Annotated in this window: 23 protein-coding genes; 22 read left to right on the top strand and 1 reads right to left on the bottom strand. The window is 60.3% G+C overall.

What is annotated here, in order from left to right; genetic code table 11:
• From NKI96_RS10995 to NKI96_RS10910, 18 genes are all read left to right on the top strand, one after another.
• The coding region (locus tag NKI96_RS10995) for a hypothetical protein (RefSeq protein ID WP_352804273.1) at positions 1-236 on the top strand (236 nt) is incomplete at its 5' end.
• 2 nt (positions 237-238) lie between these two features.
• Positions 239-646 carry a hypothetical protein gene (locus tag NKI96_RS10990; protein ID WP_352804270.1) on the top strand — a complete coding sequence of 136 codons (408 nt, stop codon included), beginning with the start codon at positions 239-241 and terminating at the stop codon, positions 644-646.
• Positions 643-1,257 (top strand): phage tail protein, encoded by a 615-nt coding sequence (locus NKI96_RS10985; protein ID WP_352804267.1) that lies wholly within the window; start codon positions 643-645, stop codon positions 1,255-1,257. The genes NKI96_RS10990 and NKI96_RS10985 overlap by 4 nt, the downstream gene beginning before the upstream one ends.
• Positions 1,250-1,789: a hypothetical protein gene (locus NKI96_RS10980; RefSeq protein WP_352804264.1), complete on the top strand. Its 540-nt coding sequence runs from the start codon at positions 1,250-1,252 to the stop codon at positions 1,787-1,789. Before NKI96_RS10985 ends, NKI96_RS10980 begins: the two co-directional genes overlap by 8 nt.
• Positions 1,790-1,834: 45 nt before the next feature.
• Entirely contained in the window at positions 1,835-2,614 is a 780-nt protein-coding gene (locus NKI96_RS10975) for a phage tail tube protein (RefSeq protein ID WP_352804262.1), read from the top strand.
• Between the two features lie 9 nt (positions 2,615-2,623).
• On the top strand, positions 2,624-3,058 hold the full coding sequence (locus tag NKI96_RS10970) for a phage pre-tape measure protein (RefSeq protein WP_352804260.1): 435 nt from the start codon (positions 2,624-2,626) through the stop codon (positions 3,056-3,058).
• Positions 3,059-3,153: 95 nt separating this feature from the next.
• Positions 3,154-3,306, top strand: coding sequence for a hypothetical protein (locus NKI96_RS10965; RefSeq protein ID WP_352804257.1), 153 nt, complete (start codon positions 3,154-3,156; stop codon positions 3,304-3,306).
• Positions 3,299-7,090: a phage tail length tape measure family protein gene (locus NKI96_RS10960; protein ID WP_352804254.1), complete on the top strand. Its 3,792-nt coding sequence runs from the start codon at positions 3,299-3,301 to the stop codon at positions 7,088-7,090. Before NKI96_RS10965 ends, NKI96_RS10960 begins: the two co-directional genes overlap by 8 nt.
• Positions 7,091-7,146: 56 nt before the next feature.
• Complete coding sequence (locus NKI96_RS10955; protein ID WP_352804251.1) at positions 7,147-8,448, top strand: hypothetical protein; 1,302 nt, start codon at positions 7,147-7,149, stop codon at positions 8,446-8,448.
• Positions 8,449-8,556: 108 nt separating this feature from the next.
• Complete coding sequence (locus NKI96_RS10950) at positions 8,557-10,368, top strand: phage tail protein (protein ID WP_352804248.1); 1,812 nt, start codon at positions 8,557-8,559, stop codon at positions 10,366-10,368.
• Positions 10,368-11,993: a hypothetical protein gene (locus tag NKI96_RS10945; RefSeq protein ID WP_352804245.1), complete on the top strand. Its 1,626-nt coding sequence runs from the start codon at positions 10,368-10,370 to the stop codon at positions 11,991-11,993. Before NKI96_RS10950 ends, NKI96_RS10945 begins: the two co-directional genes overlap by 1 nt.
• A 9-nt stretch (positions 11,994-12,002) precedes the next feature.
• Positions 12,003-12,908 (top strand): phage BR0599 family protein, encoded by a 906-nt coding sequence (locus NKI96_RS10940; RefSeq protein WP_352804243.1) that lies wholly within the window; start codon positions 12,003-12,005, stop codon positions 12,906-12,908.
• Positions 12,909-12,956: 48 nt separating this feature from the next.
• Positions 12,957-13,199, top strand: a complete 243-nt coding sequence (locus NKI96_RS10935; RefSeq protein WP_352804240.1) for a hypothetical protein — start codon at positions 12,957-12,959, stop codon at positions 13,197-13,199.
• Entirely contained in the window at positions 13,196-13,408 is a 213-nt protein-coding gene (locus tag NKI96_RS10930) for a hypothetical protein (RefSeq protein WP_352804237.1), read from the top strand. Before NKI96_RS10935 ends, NKI96_RS10930 begins: the two co-directional genes overlap by 4 nt.
• Positions 13,398-15,962 (top strand): phage tail protein, encoded by a 2,565-nt coding sequence (locus NKI96_RS10925; RefSeq protein WP_352804234.1) that lies wholly within the window; start codon positions 13,398-13,400, stop codon positions 15,960-15,962. The genes NKI96_RS10930 and NKI96_RS10925 overlap by 11 nt, the downstream gene beginning before the upstream one ends.
• An 18-nt stretch (positions 15,963-15,980) precedes the next feature.
• Positions 15,981-16,367, top strand: coding sequence for a phage tail fiber protein (locus NKI96_RS10920; RefSeq protein WP_352804231.1), 387 nt, complete (start codon positions 15,981-15,983; stop codon positions 16,365-16,367).
• 5 nt (positions 16,368-16,372) lie between these two features.
• The gene (locus tag NKI96_RS10915) at positions 16,373-17,398 is read left to right on the top strand and encodes a hypothetical protein (RefSeq protein WP_352804229.1); all 1,026 of its coding nucleotides are present in this window, start codon (positions 16,373-16,375) and stop codon (positions 17,396-17,398) included.
• Positions 17,399-17,401: 3 nt separating this feature from the next.
• Complete coding sequence (locus NKI96_RS10910; protein ID WP_352804226.1) at positions 17,402-18,295, top strand: hypothetical protein; 894 nt, start codon at positions 17,402-17,404, stop codon at positions 18,293-18,295.
• On the opposite strand, the gene NKI96_RS10905 is transcribed toward NKI96_RS10910, so the two are convergent.
• Positions 18,283-18,525, bottom strand: a complete 243-nt coding sequence (locus NKI96_RS10905; protein ID WP_352804223.1) for an acyl carrier protein — start codon at positions 18,523-18,525, stop codon at positions 18,283-18,285. The two genes, NKI96_RS10910 and NKI96_RS10905, sit on opposite strands and share 13 nt — an antisense overlap.
• 161 nt (positions 18,526-18,686) lie before the next feature.
• On the opposite strand from NKI96_RS10905, the gene NKI96_RS10900 reads away from it, so the two are divergent.
• The 4 genes from NKI96_RS10900 to NKI96_RS10885 are packed head-to-tail and all read left to right on the top strand — an operon-like array spanning position 18,687 to position 19,894.
• Complete coding sequence (locus NKI96_RS10900; RefSeq protein ID WP_352804220.1) at positions 18,687-18,881, top strand: hypothetical protein; 195 nt, start codon at positions 18,687-18,689, stop codon at positions 18,879-18,881.
• Complete coding sequence (locus NKI96_RS10895) at positions 18,878-19,126, top strand: DUF7940 domain-containing protein (protein ID WP_352804217.1); 249 nt, start codon at positions 18,878-18,880, stop codon at positions 19,124-19,126. The genes NKI96_RS10900 and NKI96_RS10895 overlap by 4 nt, the downstream gene beginning before the upstream one ends.
• Positions 19,107-19,766 carry a glycoside hydrolase family protein gene (locus NKI96_RS10890; RefSeq protein WP_352804214.1) on the top strand — a complete coding sequence of 220 codons (660 nt, stop codon included), beginning with the start codon at positions 19,107-19,109 and terminating at the stop codon, positions 19,764-19,766. Before NKI96_RS10895 ends, NKI96_RS10890 begins: the two co-directional genes overlap by 20 nt.
• Positions 19,766-19,894, top strand: coding sequence for a hypothetical protein (locus NKI96_RS10885; protein WP_352804211.1), 129 nt, complete (start codon positions 19,766-19,768; stop codon positions 19,892-19,894). Before NKI96_RS10890 ends, NKI96_RS10885 begins: the two co-directional genes overlap by 1 nt.
• Positions 19,895-19,941: the final 47 nt, after the last annotated feature.

The following is a 19,941-nucleotide window of genomic DNA, read 5'->3' as shown; positions in this document are numbered from 1 at the left end:
CTGCCGCCGAGAAGGCCGCGCAGGAAGCCAAGGACGCCGAGGAAGCTGCTGCCGCCGAGAAGGCCGCGCAGGAAGCCAAGGACGCCGAGGAAGCTGCTGCCGCCGAGAAGGCCGCGCAGGAAGCCAAGGACGCGGAGGAAGCTGCTGCCGCCGAGAAGGCCGCGCAGGAAGCCGCTGCCGCTAAGGCCAAGGGTAAGGGCAAAGCCAAGCCGGCCGACGACGAGTCGCTGGTGTAATCATGGCTGGTTGGCGCGAACAGAAGCGGAAGTCGCTCGGGGACATCCACGAGACCTTCGAAATTCCTGCGGTGTATCTTACACACGCTGCGGGGACGCCTGTTCGCGTCAACGTCCGCCTGCACAAGGCGCAGATCAACCAGCAGAATAAGGATGGCGATTTCGGCCAGGCCGCGACGCTGCTCGATCTCACCAATCGCATCATCTTTCCGCAGACCGTGGTCCCGAAGGTGTTCCACAACGCCTATGTCATCTTTGGAAACTCCGAAGCGTACCGCACCGGCCCGAGCAAGCCCGAACGTGAGGGCTATCTGTGGGCAGAGGTATCCGAGGTTTCCCAAGCTGATCTCACCACCTTTCTCGGCACCATCGATACCAGCGGCCCGATTTGGGAAGGCATCGTCTCTTGAGCGCCGCCCTTCTCGTCGTCGAGTTCGACAAGATGCCGTTCGTTGGCGAAGTGACCGCCAACGTGGAAACGGCTCTGATCCGCGCGCTCAATCGAACTGCCGATCGCAGCCGCACTCGTGCCGCGCGTGCCGCGCGCGAACAGGTCTCCTTTCCCGCCTCCTACGTCTCGCCGTCGAGCAAGAACCTATGGGTCAAGACTCGTGCGCGTCGTGGTTCGCTGACGACCATCATTGAAGGGCGTGGGCAGCCGACATCGCTCGCGCGATTCAGCCGGCAGGGCGTGCTGACGGGTGGCGCGCGCCACCGTGGCGGCAAGGTCAATGTCACTGTGAAGCCAGGCCACACGAAATCGATCTCCCGTGCATTCATCATCCGCCTCAAGAACAACAATCTCGGGCTGGCCGTGCGCACCAATGGCGAAAGCCCTGCCGGCGCATTCAAGCCGAAGGCGATCGGAAAGAACCTGTGGCTGCTCTACGGCCCATCCGTTGACCAGGCGCTCAGCGCAGCGTCCAGGGAGGGCGGCATCTTTCAGGACATGACGCCGGAAACGCTCGACGACCTGGAAACTGAATTCAACCGCCAATTGGAGTTGCTTGAGAATGGCTGACAATGCCGATCCATTCCGCCTTCGCGTAGCCAAGGCTCTCTGCGACACGCTCAAGTCGATCACAGCAGCCAATGGCTACCAGCACGACTTCTCGGACTACACCGACGAGATCAGCGTGCAGCGCGCACGCGTGTTCCGTGGTCGCACGATCTTCGGTGAGAATGACCCGTTGCCCATGCTTTCGGTGCTTGAAGACCCGCGCTCGCGGGAGCCGATCGACGCTGCGGCCATGTCTGGCAATGCAATGAATGAATACCGCCTGCTGATCCAGGGCTTCGTTCAGAATGACCAGGACAATCCGCTCGATCCGGCCTATCGAGCATCAGCCGATGTGATCACCGCGCTCGTCAAGGCGAAGCAGGTGAAAGACTTCAAAATTCTCGGTCTCGGCAATGTCGCGCCATGCGTCATTGGCCTGGCGATCGGGGAGCCCGTTCATCGTCCGCCTGACGATGACGTTTCCGCCGTCGCATATTTTCTCGTCCCGGTGACACTCACCCTGGCAGAAAATCTTGAGACACCTTTCGCTTGAAGCAAAATCACGTTATACGTGATAATCACTAAAAGGAGAACTGCAATGGACTCTCAGTCTCGTAACCTCACCGTGCCGCGTGGCAAGGCCCTTTTCGCTCGATTCCTCCCCGGCACTCAGACGCCCGGTCCCTTCCGCGAACTCGGCAACTGCCCCGAATTCACCCTGAGCCGCAGCGCGGAAACGCTTCCGCATTATGGCTCGATGGGCGGGCTCAAGACTCTCGACGAGGAAATCGCGATCGATGCGACGCTCGCCGGCACCCTGTCGACCGATGACATGAAGGCGGAAAACGTTTCCTACTGGTTCATGGGTCCGGTCGGCACCGTCTCGGCAACGGCCCTGACCGCCCAGGTGGAAACCTACCTGCTGGCCAAGGCCGGGGACGTGATCCAGCTTGGCCGCACCACGGGCAACCCGACCGGCGCCCGCAAGCTGACCAACGTCGCAGCCACTGACGGCGCCGCTGTCACCCCGGCAACCTTCGTGCTCGGCACCGACTACGAAGTCGACACCGATCTTGGGCTTCTCACGGTTCTCGTGGACAAGGCCAAAATCGAGATCACCTTCGACACGGTGGTTTCCACCCGCACGCAGATCGCTGCCGGCATCACCCAGGTGGAAGGCGAGATGAAGTTCATTTCGTTCAACCCCTTCGGTGCACAGTCGGACATCACGATCCCGCGCTGCCGCTTCATCCCGAACGGCGATATGTCGTTGGTCAACGATCCGGCTTCGCCTGCCTGGCAGACCATCGGCTTGAACCTCTCGGCGCTGAAGAAGGGCAACCTCGCGCTGGCCTACCGCGACGGCCGGCCGGCGTAAGGCACGACAATGAGCCAGTTGGAGACACTGATCATTCCGTCCGAGACCGTGAGCTTCGGCAAGAACACGCTGACAGTTTACGGTCTCAGCCTGCCGCACATCACCTTCATCGTCCGCCACCATCACACGGTGTTGGCGGACCTCTACACGCAGGCCATCGAAGGCAAGCTCGCCGGCAGCGCCGAAGAAATCGCCGTGGCGCTGATGGACGACTTCGCACCAATCGCGTCGCTGGTCATTGCTTGCGGTTTGGGCGAGCCCGAGAACGCGGCCAAGTTGGGAAAGTTGAACCTGCCGCTGGCCGTTCAGATCGATGCGCTTGAGAAAATCATGCGCCTGACGCTGGAAGCCGAAGGTGGCGTGGGAAAACTGATGGAGATCGTCACCAGGGCAGTGGCAGCAGCGGCGAAGCTGACATCCCTAAGACCATCGATCACTGGATAGAGGGTGTCCGACGCCAGGTCAGCTTGTTGCTCGACCACGGACATCCAAACGCACGATCTTATCCAGTGAGCATGGTCTTTGCAGAGGCGAGTTTCGTGGTCAAACGCATCAACGCTCAGATGGCCGCCGAAACCTCGCTCCTGCAGATGGCGCTCTCCACGGTCCCGAACCAGAGCGTGAAAGCCGCCCATACCAACAGAGCCGTCAAAGAATTGACGAAACATTTGAAGGGCATGACGGATGGCTAGTCGCGAGAGAGTCGTTGAATTTGCTGTAAAGGCACGCGACGAATATTCCAAAGTCCTGAAGAACATCGAGACGCAGCAGAACAAGCTTTCTGCTGCGTCTCAAGCTGCGAATCGTCGTGCCGTTGTCGGCGTGGCCGAGGGCGATCTGCAGTCGGCTGTCGAAAACTTCAAACGTCTCACGTCCGAAGTAGCCCGCTACCAGACGGCGCTGGACGGCGGCCGAAAGTCCGGCTCGCTGGCAGCCAACGAAATGAAAGAGCTTGCCGAAACGATTGCGTTGACACGCAACCGTTCGCGCGAAGCAATCGAGAGCGTCAACCAGCACCGCGCTGCTCTGAATAAAATGCAAGGCGGCGCGGTAACAGGCTATGCCGCTTTCGATCGGCTCGCCGACTCAATGCAAAAAGAGGCAGCGGCCTCTGACGTGGCGAAGACAGCAGCGCTTGCAGCCGCCGTGGCCGACGAGCGAGCCGCAAAAGCCGCTGCGCTTAAAGCCCAAATTCAAGAACGCCTCAACACCGTAACCGAGTCGGGTTTCGGTAACTGGCAGCGCTATATAGATACCGTCAACAGGGTACGCGCGGCTGACGAGAAGGCGAACGCGGTCGCCGTTCTGAAGGCACAAATTCAGGCACGCCTGAACAATCCAGTCGCTTCTGGCTACGCCGCCTTTATCCGCGCTGCGGAGGGTGCAAATGCGGAAGCGGCTGCGGTCAGCACGGTAACGACGCAGTTGAACAAACTGACGGCCGCCACGAATACGGCCGCAAAGGCGCAGGGCGTGCTTGCAAAGTCGAGCGCTGCGGCGCGCGGCTCCACCGCCCTTAGCGGCGTCAAGGGTGAAGCGCAGAACGTCACTGCGTTCGGTCTCAAGCCGTATCAGTTGACCAACCTGGGCTACCAGGTCAACGACGTTATTTCCGGCCTGGCCTCGGGCCAGAAGCCGTTGCAGATTCTCGCGCAGCAGGCCGGGCAGTTCATCCAAATCTGGCCGGGCGTCATGTCGGCCCTCGCTCGCTCGATCCCGATATTCGGCGGCGTGGCACTGGTGATCGCACCGTTCGTCGCGGCAGTCCTTCGCATGAAGTCGGCCGCCGACTCGCTGGAAATCTTCAATAAGGAACTGTCGCTATCGGCAGATGGCAGCCGCTATTCCGCGCAGGAACTGGTCAAGATCACGGACCAGATGGATGCGTTCGGAATTTCGACCAGCAAGGCTCGCACCCTGGTCAAGCAGTTCATCAGCGACGGCGTGGACCAGAAGAATTTCGCTCCGCTCGCGCAGATGGCACAGCGCCTGAGCGACATCACAGGCGACAGCGTTGTCGACGCCGGCAAGCAACTGTCCACCGCGTTCAGCGGCGGCGTAGACAGCGTGCGCGATCTCGACAAGGAACTGAACTTCCTCACGGCCGCGCAGTATGCCCAGATCGAGGCAATGGCGAAGGCGGGCAACACGGCCGGCGCGCTCGCTCTCTCGCAGGACATCCTTGCCGCCAAGCTGGCATCCAGCGCTGGCCAAACGTCCGCATGGGCAAATGCCGCTACGTCGGCAGGCAAGGCATGGAACGGGCTGCTCGACATCATCGAGAAGTCGGGTTTGCTCGGTATCATCAGCAAGGAACTAGATAAGACCGGCAAGGACTTCGAGAACGCTGCCAATGACTTGGTTCGCAACGTAAACCAGGTCAAGGGTGCAATCAGCCGTTTGAACGGCGGCGTCGATGTGAGCAACCTCGAAGCCGTTCGCGCGAAGCTTGCCGAGATCAACGGCCACCTTGCCGAGCAGAAGGCTCTACTAGAGGCCGGCCAGACTGTGTACGCCGATATGGGCGCACTTGAAGCTCAGCGCGCGATGCTCGCCGAAATCGTGCAGCAGCGTCAGGACGAGTTGCAGGCGATCAAGGACGGCGCGGCGGCACAGGCATCGTCAACCGCGCTGAGCGAGGCCGACAAGAAGGCGCGGCTCGACATTCAGGCTGTCATCGACAAGCAGGGCAAGCTGCTGACCGATGAGACGCGCCAGGCGCAGCTTACGAACCGCGAGCGCTATATCGAAGGGGAACTGCTCAAGGCGAAGAACTCGGCGCTGGAAGAAGCCAAGCGGCTCAACCAGGACATCCTCGGGTTGACCGCCGACCAGACGAACCAGATTCGCGCTCAGGCTGGCATGGCCTACGATTCGTCCCACCCGAACTACGAGGCGCAATACGTTGCGCAGCGCAATTCTGGATCGGCGTCCTCGCAGCAGATGGCCGAGATCGTCAAGTTCGCGTCGATCATCGCCGATCAGTTGAAGATCGATGTGAAGGACGTTCTCACCGCGATCTCCTACGAGACCAAGGGCACGTTCAATCCGGCGATCGTCGGCGGCGCGGGCAACAACTATGAGGGTCTGTTTCAGGCCGGCCCTGGCGCTCGCGCCCGCTACGGGATTGGCAAGGACTCGTCCATCCAAGCGCAGCTTGAGGCAATGGCGAAGTACCTCACCGACGCTGGTGTGAAAGCCGGCGACGGGCTGCTGCAAATCTATGCCGCGATCAACGCCGGCAACGCGAAGAACATCAACGCTTCCGATGAGAAAAACGGCGGCGCGCCCGGCACTGTGCTGGACAAGGTGTCCGACCAGATGGGCGACCATCAGGCCAAGGCCGAGGGCATCCTTGCCGCATACAAAGGCATCTCGGAGCAGGCCAAGGCGACTTCTGAATTCGAGAAGGGCTTCACCGAGCGCCGGGACGCGGCGGCTGCGGAACTCGACTACAAGACCAGGGAGACGCGGCAGGCTGCGATCAACAAGGCGCTGGTCGACGAGACCAACAAGGCGAAGAAGGCCGGCGTCGAGCTTACGCAGCAACAGATCGACCTGGTGAAGCAGCAGGCCGGCGCCGAGTTCGACCGTGCCCATGCCGACGACGAAGTGAACAAGCTCGTCGCGCAGCGCACGGCCCTGTTCCAGAGCTTGCAGATTGCGCAGGCTGCCGGCGACCAGGACAAGGTTGGTAGCACGATTGAACAGATCGGCCTGGTTGAAGAAAAGCTGAAAGAGGCGATCCCGGCAGCCATTGCCTTTTGGCAGGCGATCGGCGGCTCTGGTGCGGATCAGGAAATCGCGAAACTGCAAGCCATCCAGGAGGGCATCGGGCAGACACTGCAGAAGCTCGACAAGCAGTTCCTGCCGCAGGCTCAGCAGATCAACGAGGAACTGGCCGACATTGGCGGCAACGCATTCAGTGCTTTCGCGCAGGCGCTTGCAACTGGTGAGAACGCCGCACAGGCGTTCTTCAACTCGCTGCTGCAGGGCATCGCCGACTTCCTGATCGAGATCGGCAAGGCGATCGTCAAGCAGGCGCTGTTCAATGCTCTTTCGGGCGGTGCCGGCGCGGGCGGTAGCGGTGGCATCGGCGGCAGCATTGGCGGCTGGATCGCATCGCTGTTCCATGAGGGCGGCATTGTCGGAAGCCCCTCGGCGTCGGGCGCACGAGCCTTTAATCCTGCGGTGTTCGCCAATGCGGAATATCACCACTCTGGCGGCATCGTCGGCTTGAAGTCGAACGAAGTGCCGATCATCGGCCTCAAGGGCGAGGAAATGTTGACCGAAGACGATCCGCGCCATGTCAAGAACGGCGGTCGCGGCCAGGCTTCCAACACCAAAATCGTCAATGTGTTCGATGTTGTGGACGTGCTCGAAGCCGCGCTCGCGGACGTGGCCGGCCAACGCGTCATCATGAACTACATGACGCGCAACTCGCAGAAACTTTCCCAGGCACTCACTGGCGGTTAGCCGTTGCAAAAAATCACGTTAGACGGTATTTTCACTTAAAGACGTGAAAGTTTGGCATGGCCGTATTTCTTCCCATCGTCCCCAACTGGCAAAACGGTGTGCGGGACACCTACGAGTTCAAGACCGACGTTTTCACTTCCCGCGACGGCAGTGAACAGCGTCGGTCTGAACGCGTCCAGCCGCGCCGCGCGATTGAAGCCGCAATCCTGCTCGACGGCGACCGCCTGCGCACATTCTCCGATGCGCTTCATCGGGCGCGAGACGGCAAGGTTGAGATCGGCGACTTCTCGGCGGACAGCGCAATCCTGATCGACACCGTGGCCAATGGCGGAACGGTTCTCAATGTCGATCGTATCCCCGCCTGGTTGACGAATAGCATGTCATGCGTGCTGCTCAGTGGCCGTAAGTCCCGCAAGATCACAGTCGACTTCGTTTCCGGCAACCAGGTCGTGCTTACGGCCGGCGTCGTGGGCGCCGTAGGCCAAGGCGCAACGCTGCTGCCGCTCGTTCCAGCGTCGCTCCAAACGACAAACACGCTGTCGGTTTACACCGCGTCGGTTGCAACTCATGCCATCAAGCTCGATGTCGAGCCCGGCACTGTCGTTCGCATCACCGATCCGCTGCCGTTCGACGACGGTCCCGAAGGCGAGACCACGCAGGTGTTCGGCCCGGCCGCGCTGTTTTACGGCCGCTATGTGCTGCTGCGCAAACCGAACTTCGTGCAGCAGCCGACGATCGCCTTCAATCTGCCGTTCGAGAAGGTCGACTACGGCCGGGGCGTCACCAAGACCTACACGCCGGTTCCGCTGATCTCGCGCACGCTGACTGCCACCTACATGGCCATGTCGCACGCTGATGCGATGGCGATGCTCGACGTGTTCGTTCGGGCCAGAGGGCGAGCCGGCGAAATCTACGTCCCGACGTGGGCTCAGGACTTTCCCGCGATCAAGGGCATGTCGGGCTCAAACATCCGCTTCGCGGGCACCGATTTCTACGACGCATATCACAGCGATCCTGCCTACAAGGCGATCCTGATCCGCACGCTCGACGGCAACCTGATCCCGCATGAAATCAGCGGCTGGACGACTGACAGCGGCGACACGCTGATTGCGACAGAGACGCCCATCGGTGCGACCGCAGATCAGATCGAACTCATTTCCTGGATGTTCGTGGCTCGCTTCGCGTCGGACGCGATGACGATCCAGTGGGTAACGAACGGCGTGGCCAACATCGCCATGTCATTCACCACGCTCGCCAACCTGGCAGCCGAGGAAAGCTTCGGGAACAACTGGATTCTGGCGACTGGCCACTGGCGCGATACTGGCCAATGGCAAGACGGCTCGGTTTGGGAGGACTGAGCGATGCCAGTGTCAATCGCACCAATCGAGAACGGCGAAGCCGGCCTTAGCGTCAGGGAAAAGATCAACCTGCTGATCGCTGGCGCGGCGGCGGGCAGCCTCGGTTCGGTGAGCCCGGAAGAACTCGCGGCGATGTTCGATCACGATGCACCTGCTGTGCCATCGGGTCTGACGCTCGAGTCCGTCGTCGTGGACGGCGCCACCGTGCTGAGCATCACATGGGACTTCAACAGCGAAGACGACTTCCTGAATTACGATCTTCAGGTGAAGGAGGGCGACGGGCCTTGGGTCGGCTTCCAAACGTCCGCCGAAACCTACACCACGCCGGCCAAGCCGAACGTCTCCTACAGCGCGAAAATCCGCGCGGTGGACAAGAGCGGCAACGCATCTCTCTATTGCGACGTGGTAACGCACACCACGGCACGCGATACCATTCCGCCAGCCATGCCAATCGGCATCTCATCGAAGGCCGGCCTCGAGTCGATCTGGATCAGTTGGACCGCCAACGTCGAAGCCGATCTTGCCCGCTACGAGATTTACGAAAGCGCGTTCAACGTCACACCGCTCGACAGCGCAACGCCGTCGCACACCACTTTGGCGAATAATTTCGTGCGCGCCGGCCTCGACATGGAAACGCATCTCTATTTCTGGATTCGTGCTGTCGATACCTCGGACAACAAATCGCCATGGTCGACCGAGACCAACGCCGCAACTGGCAAAATCCGTGGTGAGATCAAGGTTGCGCTGAATGGTGTGACCTTCAAGCCGGGCCAGGACACGGGCAACAGGCTCACCTGGACGGCAGGCAGCATCAGCTACGGCGTTGCCGGCGACGTGCCGACCGTGCAGGCGCTGCCGACCGGGCAGGTGGATTGGACTGCGGGCACCGTCTACGTCTGCTTCACTCCCGGCGAAGACCATATAACCACGTTCACTTCGCTCGTGGCACTCTACGCGGCCGACTCCGTCATCCTCGGTCTGTACAAGGGCGGCACCGACTACCAGGCTGTGTTGGGCAACGCCTTCACCGATGGCGGGCTGATCCTCGCGCAGACGATCGGCGCCAACCAGCTTGTCGCCAATGCGGCCGTAATAACAGGCACGGCGCAGATCGCCAACGCGATCATCAGCAACGCCAAGATCATCGACGTGAGCGCAGCCAAACTGATGGCCGGCACCACCATGACCGGATCAATCATGGTCAATGGCACCTATCGGCTGGATGACCCTGGCGTTGGTATCAACGGCGGCACCACCAAAATCTTGCCGGGCCAAATCTTCATCAGTTCAGGCACCAACCTAGCGAACTGGATCGCTGGTGGCGGCACCTACATGGACGGCCAGATGCTGTCAGTGGGTTCCGTCTCCGCTGAGAAGGCGGTGTTCGGCCAGCGTGGCATTACGCTCGAAGGGATGCAGTTCGAGCACAACAGCCCGACGACGAACAAGGTCTCGTGGACCGCTGGAACAATCAAGTACATCGGCGACGATGGCAACATTGCCACCTTCAACATCACTGCCAGCAACGCCACGTGGTCCACCGGAACGCTCTACGTCTACTATGTAAAGGGCAGCACGACGCTGGCCGCCACGGCGACGGTTGCTACTGCGTTCCAGGCCGATCGCATTGTGCTCGCTGCCTATAAGGGCGGCGCCGATCTCGTGGCCGACTATGGCCGCACAGTCATTGACGGGCCGAACATCAAGACAGGCTCTATCACTGCCGCGCAGGCCGACATCGCGTCGTTTCGCACCAACATCCTTATCGCCGGCTCGATCACCGCGACCATGCTGAACGTGGCATCTCTTTCGGCGATCAACGCCAACCTCGGAAACATCACGGCAGGCAAGATGCAGAACGCCGCAGGCACTATGGTCATCGACCTCGATAACGGTTTCATCTCGATCAAGGTGCCCTGATGCCGAATTTTGTAATGGGCGCGGACGCCTCTGGCGGCTTTGTCAAGATCATGAAGAACAACGCCGACGATCCCCTGACGACCCCGAATAGCGATACTGGCAAATTCGCCTTTAATTCCGAGCAGCCAGGCAGCAAAGTCGGCTTCATTCTGGACATCATCGTCGTGGAGCCGGACTTCGTGGCCTACCCGGATGGCGGCACGACCTTCCCGTTCCCCGACAGATTCTTCCTGCCAGCAGGAACCAACTCGTACACCTGCGAGGTGATGATAGAAAGCTGGCACGGCAGCGGCGGTGCCAAGTGGCAGAGATGGTACTACTTCCCGAGCTACTTCGCCAACAAGTACGGCCTGTCGTATGTTCCCATGTGCGAGGGGCGAGGGGTGGTGGACTACACCGCCAAGAATACCTTTCAAGGTCCGCACCTGGACATCTCGGCATCTCAGGTCTCCGGCAGCGGACAGATATACTCGTTCGTGACCAACTATCGTGTCAACGAGTGGATGAAGACCTACGCCACCGGATCGGACCTCGGTCAGCATAATCGCCCATCATTCAGCGTCCAGGTGTCCAACGCAGCGGGAGCTGTGGCCTCGCGCTTCCTGATCACGGTGTATGCCCTGCCTGCCTACGACACAGCCATTCCCGACTACTCGGGGACGCCCGTGTCCGGCCAGGAGGTTGTGCGCATCGACAAGGGCTCGGGTGGCATCGCCCGCGTGGCCCTCCCCGGCTACGATGTCTACAACTCCGACTATAAGCGCTTCCTGCTCCACGAGGACTACATCCCTGCGAAGATCCTGGCGGCAGGCGAGGTCACTGTCGCCGCTGGAGCGACGCAGGTGATCACGACGCGCTTCACTCTGCCCAACACGACTTACATGGACTTCATCGTCAGGAGAACAGGCTCCACAGCAACCGAGAAGTTCCAGTTCTGGAGTCCTCCGTTCATCGACAATGCGAATCTTAATCAAGAGTGCGGCTTCACCTATGTCGTATCCGGCAACACGGTCACGATCACCAGCACGGCCGATTTCTCCATTGTCATACGCTACATGATCTGTGCCAATTCTGGCGCAGCGCCGACCTCCGGAGGGAAGAAGATACTCCTGATGGGCAACGATGGCATCGGCGACTACGTCCAGGTCAAGCGGCCCGGCTCGTCCGACGTGGCGCCGAATCTCGACGACATCATGGTCGACACTCGCCTCAGCTACATCCCGCTGCTGGCCGAGGGCTTCCTGAATTACAACTCCACCGACATGCCCGACACCATGTCGGCGCCAAGATTCAAGGGCGAGCGCAAGCGGAGCCTTGTCATACCAAACCCCAACGGGCTCCTGCTGTTCCCCAAGATGGGGAATATCTACACAGACACCTCGGTGACGAGCGACTACAGCGAGCCATTTGCAATGTGGGGTTCGCATGCGGTAGGCATCGACGCAGGGTCGAACTCTGGCAAGACCACTGGCTGGTCGACATGGGCCAACATCATCGACGAGACCCATCTCGATCTCTGGTCAGGCGGCAACAACGCCTACACCTACATTGGCGGCGCATCCTTCTACAACAACCAGATCAAGGGCGTCCGCTATTACGTTTTCGGAATCCCGCCGAGCCTATAGGAAAAGAAAATGACCTTCAAAACCAGGGAATCCAGCCGCTACACCGGGCAGCCGGTCAAGCTCTACCTGATCCAGGGCGCCAATCTGAATGATGACGTGCCGCTCGGTCCATACGCCTTCAATAACGGCGAAAGCGTCATCACGCGCTCGATCCTGAACGCGGAAGGCGACCCGGTCGACGTCGACTTCATCCCGTGGCCGATCAAGAACAGCGACATCTCGCACGACGGCACGCTGGACAAGTCGGACATCACCGTGACCATGGCCCTTGGCCACCCCGATATGGACACGATGTTCCTGGCCTATCCGCCGTCGCAGGTCGTGAACCTCACGATCTTCGAAGGCCACATCGGCGACGAAGTGACGGGCGAGAATTTCCCGGCATCCTGGATGGGCCGCATCGTTTCCGGTGCCTACAACGACACCAACGAGCAACTGCTTTCCTGCGTGCCGGTCTCCACCAAGATCAAGCAACCTGGCCTGCGTCGCAACTACCAGATCGGTTGTCCCCACGTCCTGTTCGGGCCGCAGTGCCGCGCCAGCAAAAGCGCCGCCACCGTTGTCAGGTCGGTTGTGTCGGTCACGCGCAACAAGATCACGCTCAGCAGTGCACTGGCCAATGAAAACCGCTATGTCGGCGGCCTGCTCGAATGGGCTAATTCGGACAACGGCCGCAAAGAGCTTCGGACGATTTCATTCGTTCGTGCGGATGGCCTGGAAGTTATGGTCCGTGGCATCGCTAGGGGCTTGGCCGAGGGCACGTCCCTATCCGTCATCCGTGGCTGCAATCGCCAGATGTCGGGCTGCGCATTGCACACCGACAGCGTGGCGGGAGGCAGCAACATCCACAACTATGGCGGCCAGCCCTTCATCCCGCTGGAAAATCCTCTTTCGCAGAAGAACCAGTTCTATTAAAATCACCTTTTACGTGACAATCCATGTGAAACGTGCGAATAGTGGGCCATGCCGTTCTTCCTTATCCCCCTGCTGATCAACCTCCTTATCGGCGTCGGGCTGCAGGTGCTCGGCTATCTGCTGACGCCGAAACCCAAAGCTTCGAAGGGTGAAGAAGTGACCGACATGGACAATCCTACGGCCGAGGGCGGTCGTCCGATTCCCGTGATCTTCGGGGAGACGTGGGTGACGGGCGTCAACATCATCTGGTTCGGCGACAAGGCGACCACCACGCGGAAGATCAAGGCGTGAGCGACGATCAGCACATCACCGTTGCAGACCTCCGCGTCCTCTACTGCGTCAAGGGCATCAAGAAGCATTTGGATGCGGCCGGCGTGGATTTCGCGGCGTTCATCAAGAATGGAGCCAAAGCTTCAGATCTGAAGGGGCTCGGTTTCGACGCGCAGATTGATCGAGCCGTCGAAATGATCAAGGCCAGGGGCGCTGGCAATGGGCAGTAAATCCGAAGGCAAGATTGAAATCCACGAATACACGATGTCCCTGCACGTGGGCATCTGCGCCTATGGCGAAGGGTTGCAACTTGTCGCGGTGAAGTATGGCGACAAGGAGTTTTGGCGCGGCGCGGCAGCCGACCAAGGCGTGTTTTCGATCAACAAGACGAACCTGTTCGGCGGCCTCAAGAAGGAAGGTGGCGTGAAGGGCCTGCTCTGGTGGTTGCCGGGCAAGCCTGACCAGGTGATGCCTGAGACACTGGCCAAGAAGCTCGGGCTGACCAGTGCGACCTGCCCAGGCTTCCGGGGTCTGTCGAGCTTCTTCCTCACCGGCACCAAGGCTGCGGCCGAACCGAGTAACCCCTCGTGGTGGTCAAGCGGCATCCTGGCCGCCCTGATGGGCAGCCCTGGCAACAACGCGGCGGGCTTCTATCTCGGCGCCAACAATCCCTATTCGCGACCGCTTGTGGCGCGGGTGCGCAGGCCGTCTGTCGGCCTCAACCCCGCCATTGCGATGATCCGCATCCCAGACGACTCGAACGGCAACCAGCAGTTCGCCTCCAACGGCGCGCACATGATCTACGAATGCCTCACCAACACCGATTGGGGCATGGGCGAGCTTCCGTCCGCGATCAACAAGCCGGCTTTCGAGGCTGCCGCGCAGACCCTCTACGACGAGGGCATGTGCTTGAATATGACCTGGATGCGGCAAACCGAAGTCGGCAAGTTCATCGGTGAAATCCTCACCCATATTCGCGGTGCCGCGTTCGTTGATCCGTCAACCGGCCTGCACACGCTCAAGCTGCTTCGAGGCGACTACGACATCGACACGCTGCCGGTCATCGATCCGAGCAACGCCAAACTGTCGTCCTTCAAACGCAAGACGTGGGGCGACATCTCGAATGAAGTTGTCGTCACCTACACCAACGCTGAGACCGGCAAGGAGGCGTCTGTCACCAGCCAGGACCTGGCCGGCGTGGCGGCCGAGGGCGGTGTCGTTTCCAGCGGGCAGAACTATTACGGCATCCCGCATGAAGCGCTGGCCATCAAGGTTGCGGATCGCGATCTCGCGACCATGGTCAATCCGATCGCCACCTGCACCGCGACTGTCACGCGCGAGTTCTACAAGACCGTCAGCAGCGACGTGGTGATCCTGTCGTGGCCTGAGCGCAACATCGACCAGATCGTCTTCCGCGTATCGGAAGTCACGAAGGGCGAGAACACGGTCGAACTGTCGCTTTATGAGGACATCTTCGGCCTCGATTCGGCGAGCTATCTGACGCCAGGCGACTCCGGTTGGGTCAATCCCTCGATCCCGCCGTCGCCGGCCACCTATTATCAGTTCGGCACCGCGCCGGCCTTCATGGCGGCGGCTGTCCTTGGCCTCAACGATCCGTCCGAGCTTGTCTATCCCGAAGTGCTCAGCGCCGTCACCGTGGGTGCGGACAGCGACGACGATGTGAACTTCGACCTAGTCTCGAATGTCACCGACGTAAACGGTACGCCGTCGCAGGAGGCATTGGGCACGAGCCCATATAACGGCACCTGGGCCTTCCTCACAGCGCTGCCCGCCGAGGCTGAGAGCGTCTTGGCGACGCTGCCCGGCCTGCGGGGCTCCGAGCCCGTTGCAGGTGACTTCGTGCTGATTGGCACCGGGCCAGACGAGTACACCGAGATTGCCACGGTGCAGGCCGTGGATGAGGATGGCTATCATCTCAATCGCGGTATGCTCGATACGATCCCGCGCACCTGGCCGATCGGCACCAGAGCCTTTGTCATTCCGGCATCCGCGCTGGTCGTCGATCAGACTGTGCGCTCGGCGTTCGAAGATGCCAGCTACTGGCTATTGACCAGGACCACGGCCGGTCAGTTGGAGCTTGAGGACGCGCCGCAGATCAATGTGACGCTGAGCGATCGTCCCTATCTCCCGAACCGACCAGCCGACGTGAAGGTCAACGGGGTTGGTTTCGGAGATGTCGACGCAAACGCGGCCACTGAACTGACCGTCACCTGGGCGAACCGCAACCGCATTTTGGAATCCACGCAGGCGCTCAAATGGACTGATGCCAACGTTGCTGGCGAGGCGGGGCAGACTTCGAAGGTCATCGTCAGCAAGCTCGACGGCACACCGCTGCAGACCTATGCCGGCATCACAGGGACAACGAAGGTTGTGCCATTGACCGACGTGCCGGGGCAAAAGCGCGTCCTGGTTTCAGTTGTCGCCGAGAAGGACAGCAACGAGTCGCTGCAAGCCTTCGAGCTTATGGCCAAGTTGATCACGCGCTTCTTCACCAGCGCCACCATGGTCGGCGTAGGTAGCATGAGCGCTGCCGGCTCGAAACGCCCCAGGCTTACTCGCAACGCCCTGTTCATGGGCGCGGGCGGCGTGGCTGCTGGCTACACGGTCAGGCGCATCTCTGCCCTCACCTTTACAGGCACCGGCAGCCTATCGGCCAACTACACCAAGAAGATTAGGCGCTCGGCATCGTTTGCCGGCGTCGGCTCGCTGCGGGCGATCTCGGCACGCGGTTTCACTTCCGGCTTCGACGCTGGCTTCCGATAACTCTCAAGGATCAAAACCATGGCTGGATTTTCAGACTATCTCGAAAACAAAATTCTCGACGTGTTCTTCCGGGGACAGGCGTTCTCGCCGCCTGCGACAGTGTATCTGGCGCTCTACACCGCAGCGCCTACGGATGCAGGCGGCGGCACAGAAGTGAGTGGCAGCGGCTACGCGCGACAGGCGATCCCGATGACGTCTGCCGCCTCGGGCGGCCTCGTTTCCAACACGGGTGTTGTGAGCTTCACAGCGGCCGGTGGGAATTTCGGGACCATCACCCACGTCGGCATCTTTGACGCGGCCACCGCAGGCAATCTTCTCTCGTGGGACGACATCGTGCCGATCGCCATCAACAATGGCGACACGCTGGACTTCCCGATCGGTGAACTCGACATCTCGCAGGATTAATCAAAATGGTTGCACGCACTCGTGCGCAGCTTAACGCTGACGCTGACACCAACTTCCCCGACAACAACACAGGCGAAATCTCGCCGGCCGACATTCGCACGCAGGCCAAAAATATGGCCGACAGCGCGAAGCTGGCCGAAGACTTGGCCACTGTCGCATCGACCGGCGCGTACAACGATCTGAGCGGCAAGCCGACGCTTGGCACCGCTGCGGCGAAGAACACGGGAACGGCTGCCGGCAATGTGCCTGTGCTCGATGGTAGCGGCCTGCTCGATACAAACGTGCTGCCGGCGATTGCGATCACCGATGTCTTCACGGCAGCAAACCAGGCTGCGATGCTGGCGCTCACCGCTCAAAAGGGTGATATCGCGATCCGTTCGGACTTGAACAAGTCCTTTGCCTTGTCGTCCAATTCGCCCACGACGCTGGCCGATTGGAAAGAACTGTTGACGCCCACCGACTCGGTGTTGTCGGTCGCTGGTCAGACTGGTGCGATCTCCGCTGCTTCCCTGAAGACCGCGCTTGCGATTGTTGCGGCTGATATCTCGAACTTCGCCTCCACGGTGATCGGCACCGTACTGACGGGGTTGTCGACAGCAACCGGCACCGCGATCACTGCGACTGACACGGTCCTGTCTGCGATGGGCAAGTTGCAGAAGCAGATCACGGACTTGACGACAACGGTGTCGGGCAAGCTTGGTTCAACCGCCCAAGCAGTCGACAGCGCCAAGCTCGCGGGTGCCCTGCCTGATAGCGCGGCAGCAACCGCCAGTACCATTGCGCAGCGTGACGTTTCTGGCGACATCACCACACGGTTGTTTAGAACGACCTTTCCGGCTGCTGCCACAACCATCGCCTGTGTCCTCGGCAGAACAAGCTCTGATGGCACTGGCGACAACTATAGCCGGCCTATCACGCTCGCCAGCCTGGCCTCGCAGTTGGGCATTGGCACGAACGCTAACCGCGCTTTGACGGTCTCGGCCTCAGCACCCTCCGGCGGTGCCGACGGTGACGTCTGGTATCAGGTGTAATCGATGCTGGCGGTAAAGAACGGCGGCGTCTGGAAAGAGCCGATTGGTGACTATGTCAAAGTGGCCGGCGTGTGGACGCCGATCAAACAGCAATACGTCAAGGTAGCGGGCGTCTGGACAGAGATTAAGAAGCTCAACTTCTTCCAGCGGCTCGATCTTCTCGGCCTCACCACGAACCTGAAACTGTGCCTCGATCCTGGTGCTACCGGCAGCTATCCGGGCAGTGGTCAGGTTTTTAACGACATCTCCGGTGGCGGCTTGGTGTTCAACGTTGGACAGACCAGTGCCGCTGAAGCATCCGACCCCACCTTCACAGGCACCGCGAATGGCCGTTCGAGCGAGTATTTCTCCAGCGATGGCGCCGACTACTTCCGCATGTCCACCGCGACCCCGGCCTGGATGCAGAACCTTCACAAGGACGGTGTTCTAGCAACCTACATTATGTGGGGATGGGCGCCAGCATCAGGCGCGCTGGTTGCGTTTGGCACGGGCTCGACGGCGTTCGCGCAGATCGGCGTGCTTGTTGGTCTCGGCTCGGGCGGCGGCATGACCTACCTGGTTAATCGCGCCAATGCCGCTGCTGGCAACTTCACTACCGGGCCGACTTTCACCCGTAGCGTGTGGGGCATGTACTCTTTCTCGATCAACGAAAATGGCGGTGCCACCGCCAGCTTCATGGGAATAAACAGCACTTACACCGCTTTCAATGCCGCTGTGACTTCTCCGAGCGTGAGCAATGCCTCTTATACGCCCGAAGTTATGGCAGGTGGCAACGCTGCCTCTATCGCGGGTAGTGGATCGCGCCTCGGCGCCCTCGCCATCTACGAAGGAGTGGCGCTGACCCAGGCTCAGGTCACGTCGATCTTTGAAGCGACTCGGGCGCGTTACGGCGTGTGATTGGCGCTTTGTTCAACAAGATCAATAACATCCTGGACGGTCTCGCAAGCATACAGAGCCTCGTCGTCGACGCGAATGGAAAACGCTTCCTCAAGCTTCATCGCAAGCTCGGTCTTTTGCAGGCTGTCCAGTTCAAGAGCAGTCAAAAGGGCAGTGGGCTTCACCATCGCCGGGCTTAAATTGAACAGCACGTCGGCGATGTTGTCCTGCACTGTCTCGGCTAGGCCCATTATTAGCGACTCCTAAACTTAGATCAAAACTACACTGGAGGCGCGTCCATAGACCTCCGAGGCAAAGATGTCGACTGCCTCAAATGAAAATCACGTTTAACTTGATAATCCCTTTAAAACGTGCGATTAGTATCCGGCATCACCAAAGGCAGCCGGCAGACATGAGCTTCTATCGCATCTCAGGACTGCTGAACCGGCTGCTTGGTGGCCGCGTCGAGCAGACGCTGTGTGCCCGGATCGCCGAGCGCAGCGGCGTCCAGTGCAGGTTTTGCCTGCTGATGTCGCGGTTGATTGAACCGAACCACTGCGCACTGCAACTCGCCAAATGGCATTCCATCAAGGACGGCAAATCGTGAAGCTCGTTTCAAATACAGGAAAGGTGCTCAGGCATTCCTACAGCCTGCATCTGAACCTGCTCGGCTTCATCTGTTGGCTGCTTTGCATAGGTGAAACCATCTGGCCGCTGCTCGGCGGCTACCTGCCGGTCTCACCCATCATCTTCGTCGCGCTGACAGGTGTTTTCACCGGCCTGGCTATGCCCGCGCGCGTCGTCGTTCAACGCCAACTCTCGGGAGACCGCGATGCCGATCAACAAGATTAAGGCGACTGGACGCGGCAAGGCCGCAGTCGCAGCCGCTGTCCTTGCCGCAGCTTCCAGCGGTTGGACTGCCTACGTTGCCAGCCGTCCTGACCCGGCCGTCGCCGCGATCCACGCGGCGATCGACAAAGGGCTGACGCCGCCTGCCGTGGACCTGGCCGCGAAGGTGCTCATCAAGCCTTGGGAAGGACTGGTCAGCCATGCTCACTGGGACACCTTCGCCAAGAAATACGACATCTGCTACGGCGACACGCTGATCAACGGCAAGCCCGTTACGGCCGGCATGAGCTTCACCGCCGAGCAGTGTCTGGCGATCCTGAAGGTTCGCCTCGTCAGGGACTATTACCTGCCCCTGGTCGATGGCGTGAAGGACTATGCGATCGCGCCCGTCTCGGTGCAGGCATCCATGCTCTCGGGCGCCTACAACTTTGGCGTCGTGGCGGCAAAGAACTCCAGCACCGCGCGCTTCGTCACCAAACACGAATACTTCACGGCATGTATCGCGCAGACCGCGTTCAACAAAGCCGGCAAGGGTAAAAACCGCAAAGTTGTCCAGGGACTGGTCAATCGCCGCGAGAACGGCGACGCGCAGCGCATCGGGGAGGCCGAGCTTTGCGTCTCGGGCCTCGACAAGGTGAAGTGATGGACCTCAAGGGATTCATCATCTTGAACGTGGAGCAATTCCTTCACGACCACCGCTATGCGATCGGCGGCATCGCTGCAGGTGCCATCGTCGTTGCAGCCTACTGCCTTTTCATGGTGCTGCGATGACTTGGCTCATCGTCACCACCTTCTTCCGCAAGTGGGTGCTGCCAGTC

The organism is Mesorhizobium sp. M0292 (genome assembly GCF_040321695.1).
Classification (GTDB): Bacteria; Pseudomonadota; Alphaproteobacteria; order Rhizobiales; family Rhizobiaceae; genus Mesorhizobium.
This window is presented reverse-complemented; position numbering and strand designations above follow the sequence as displayed.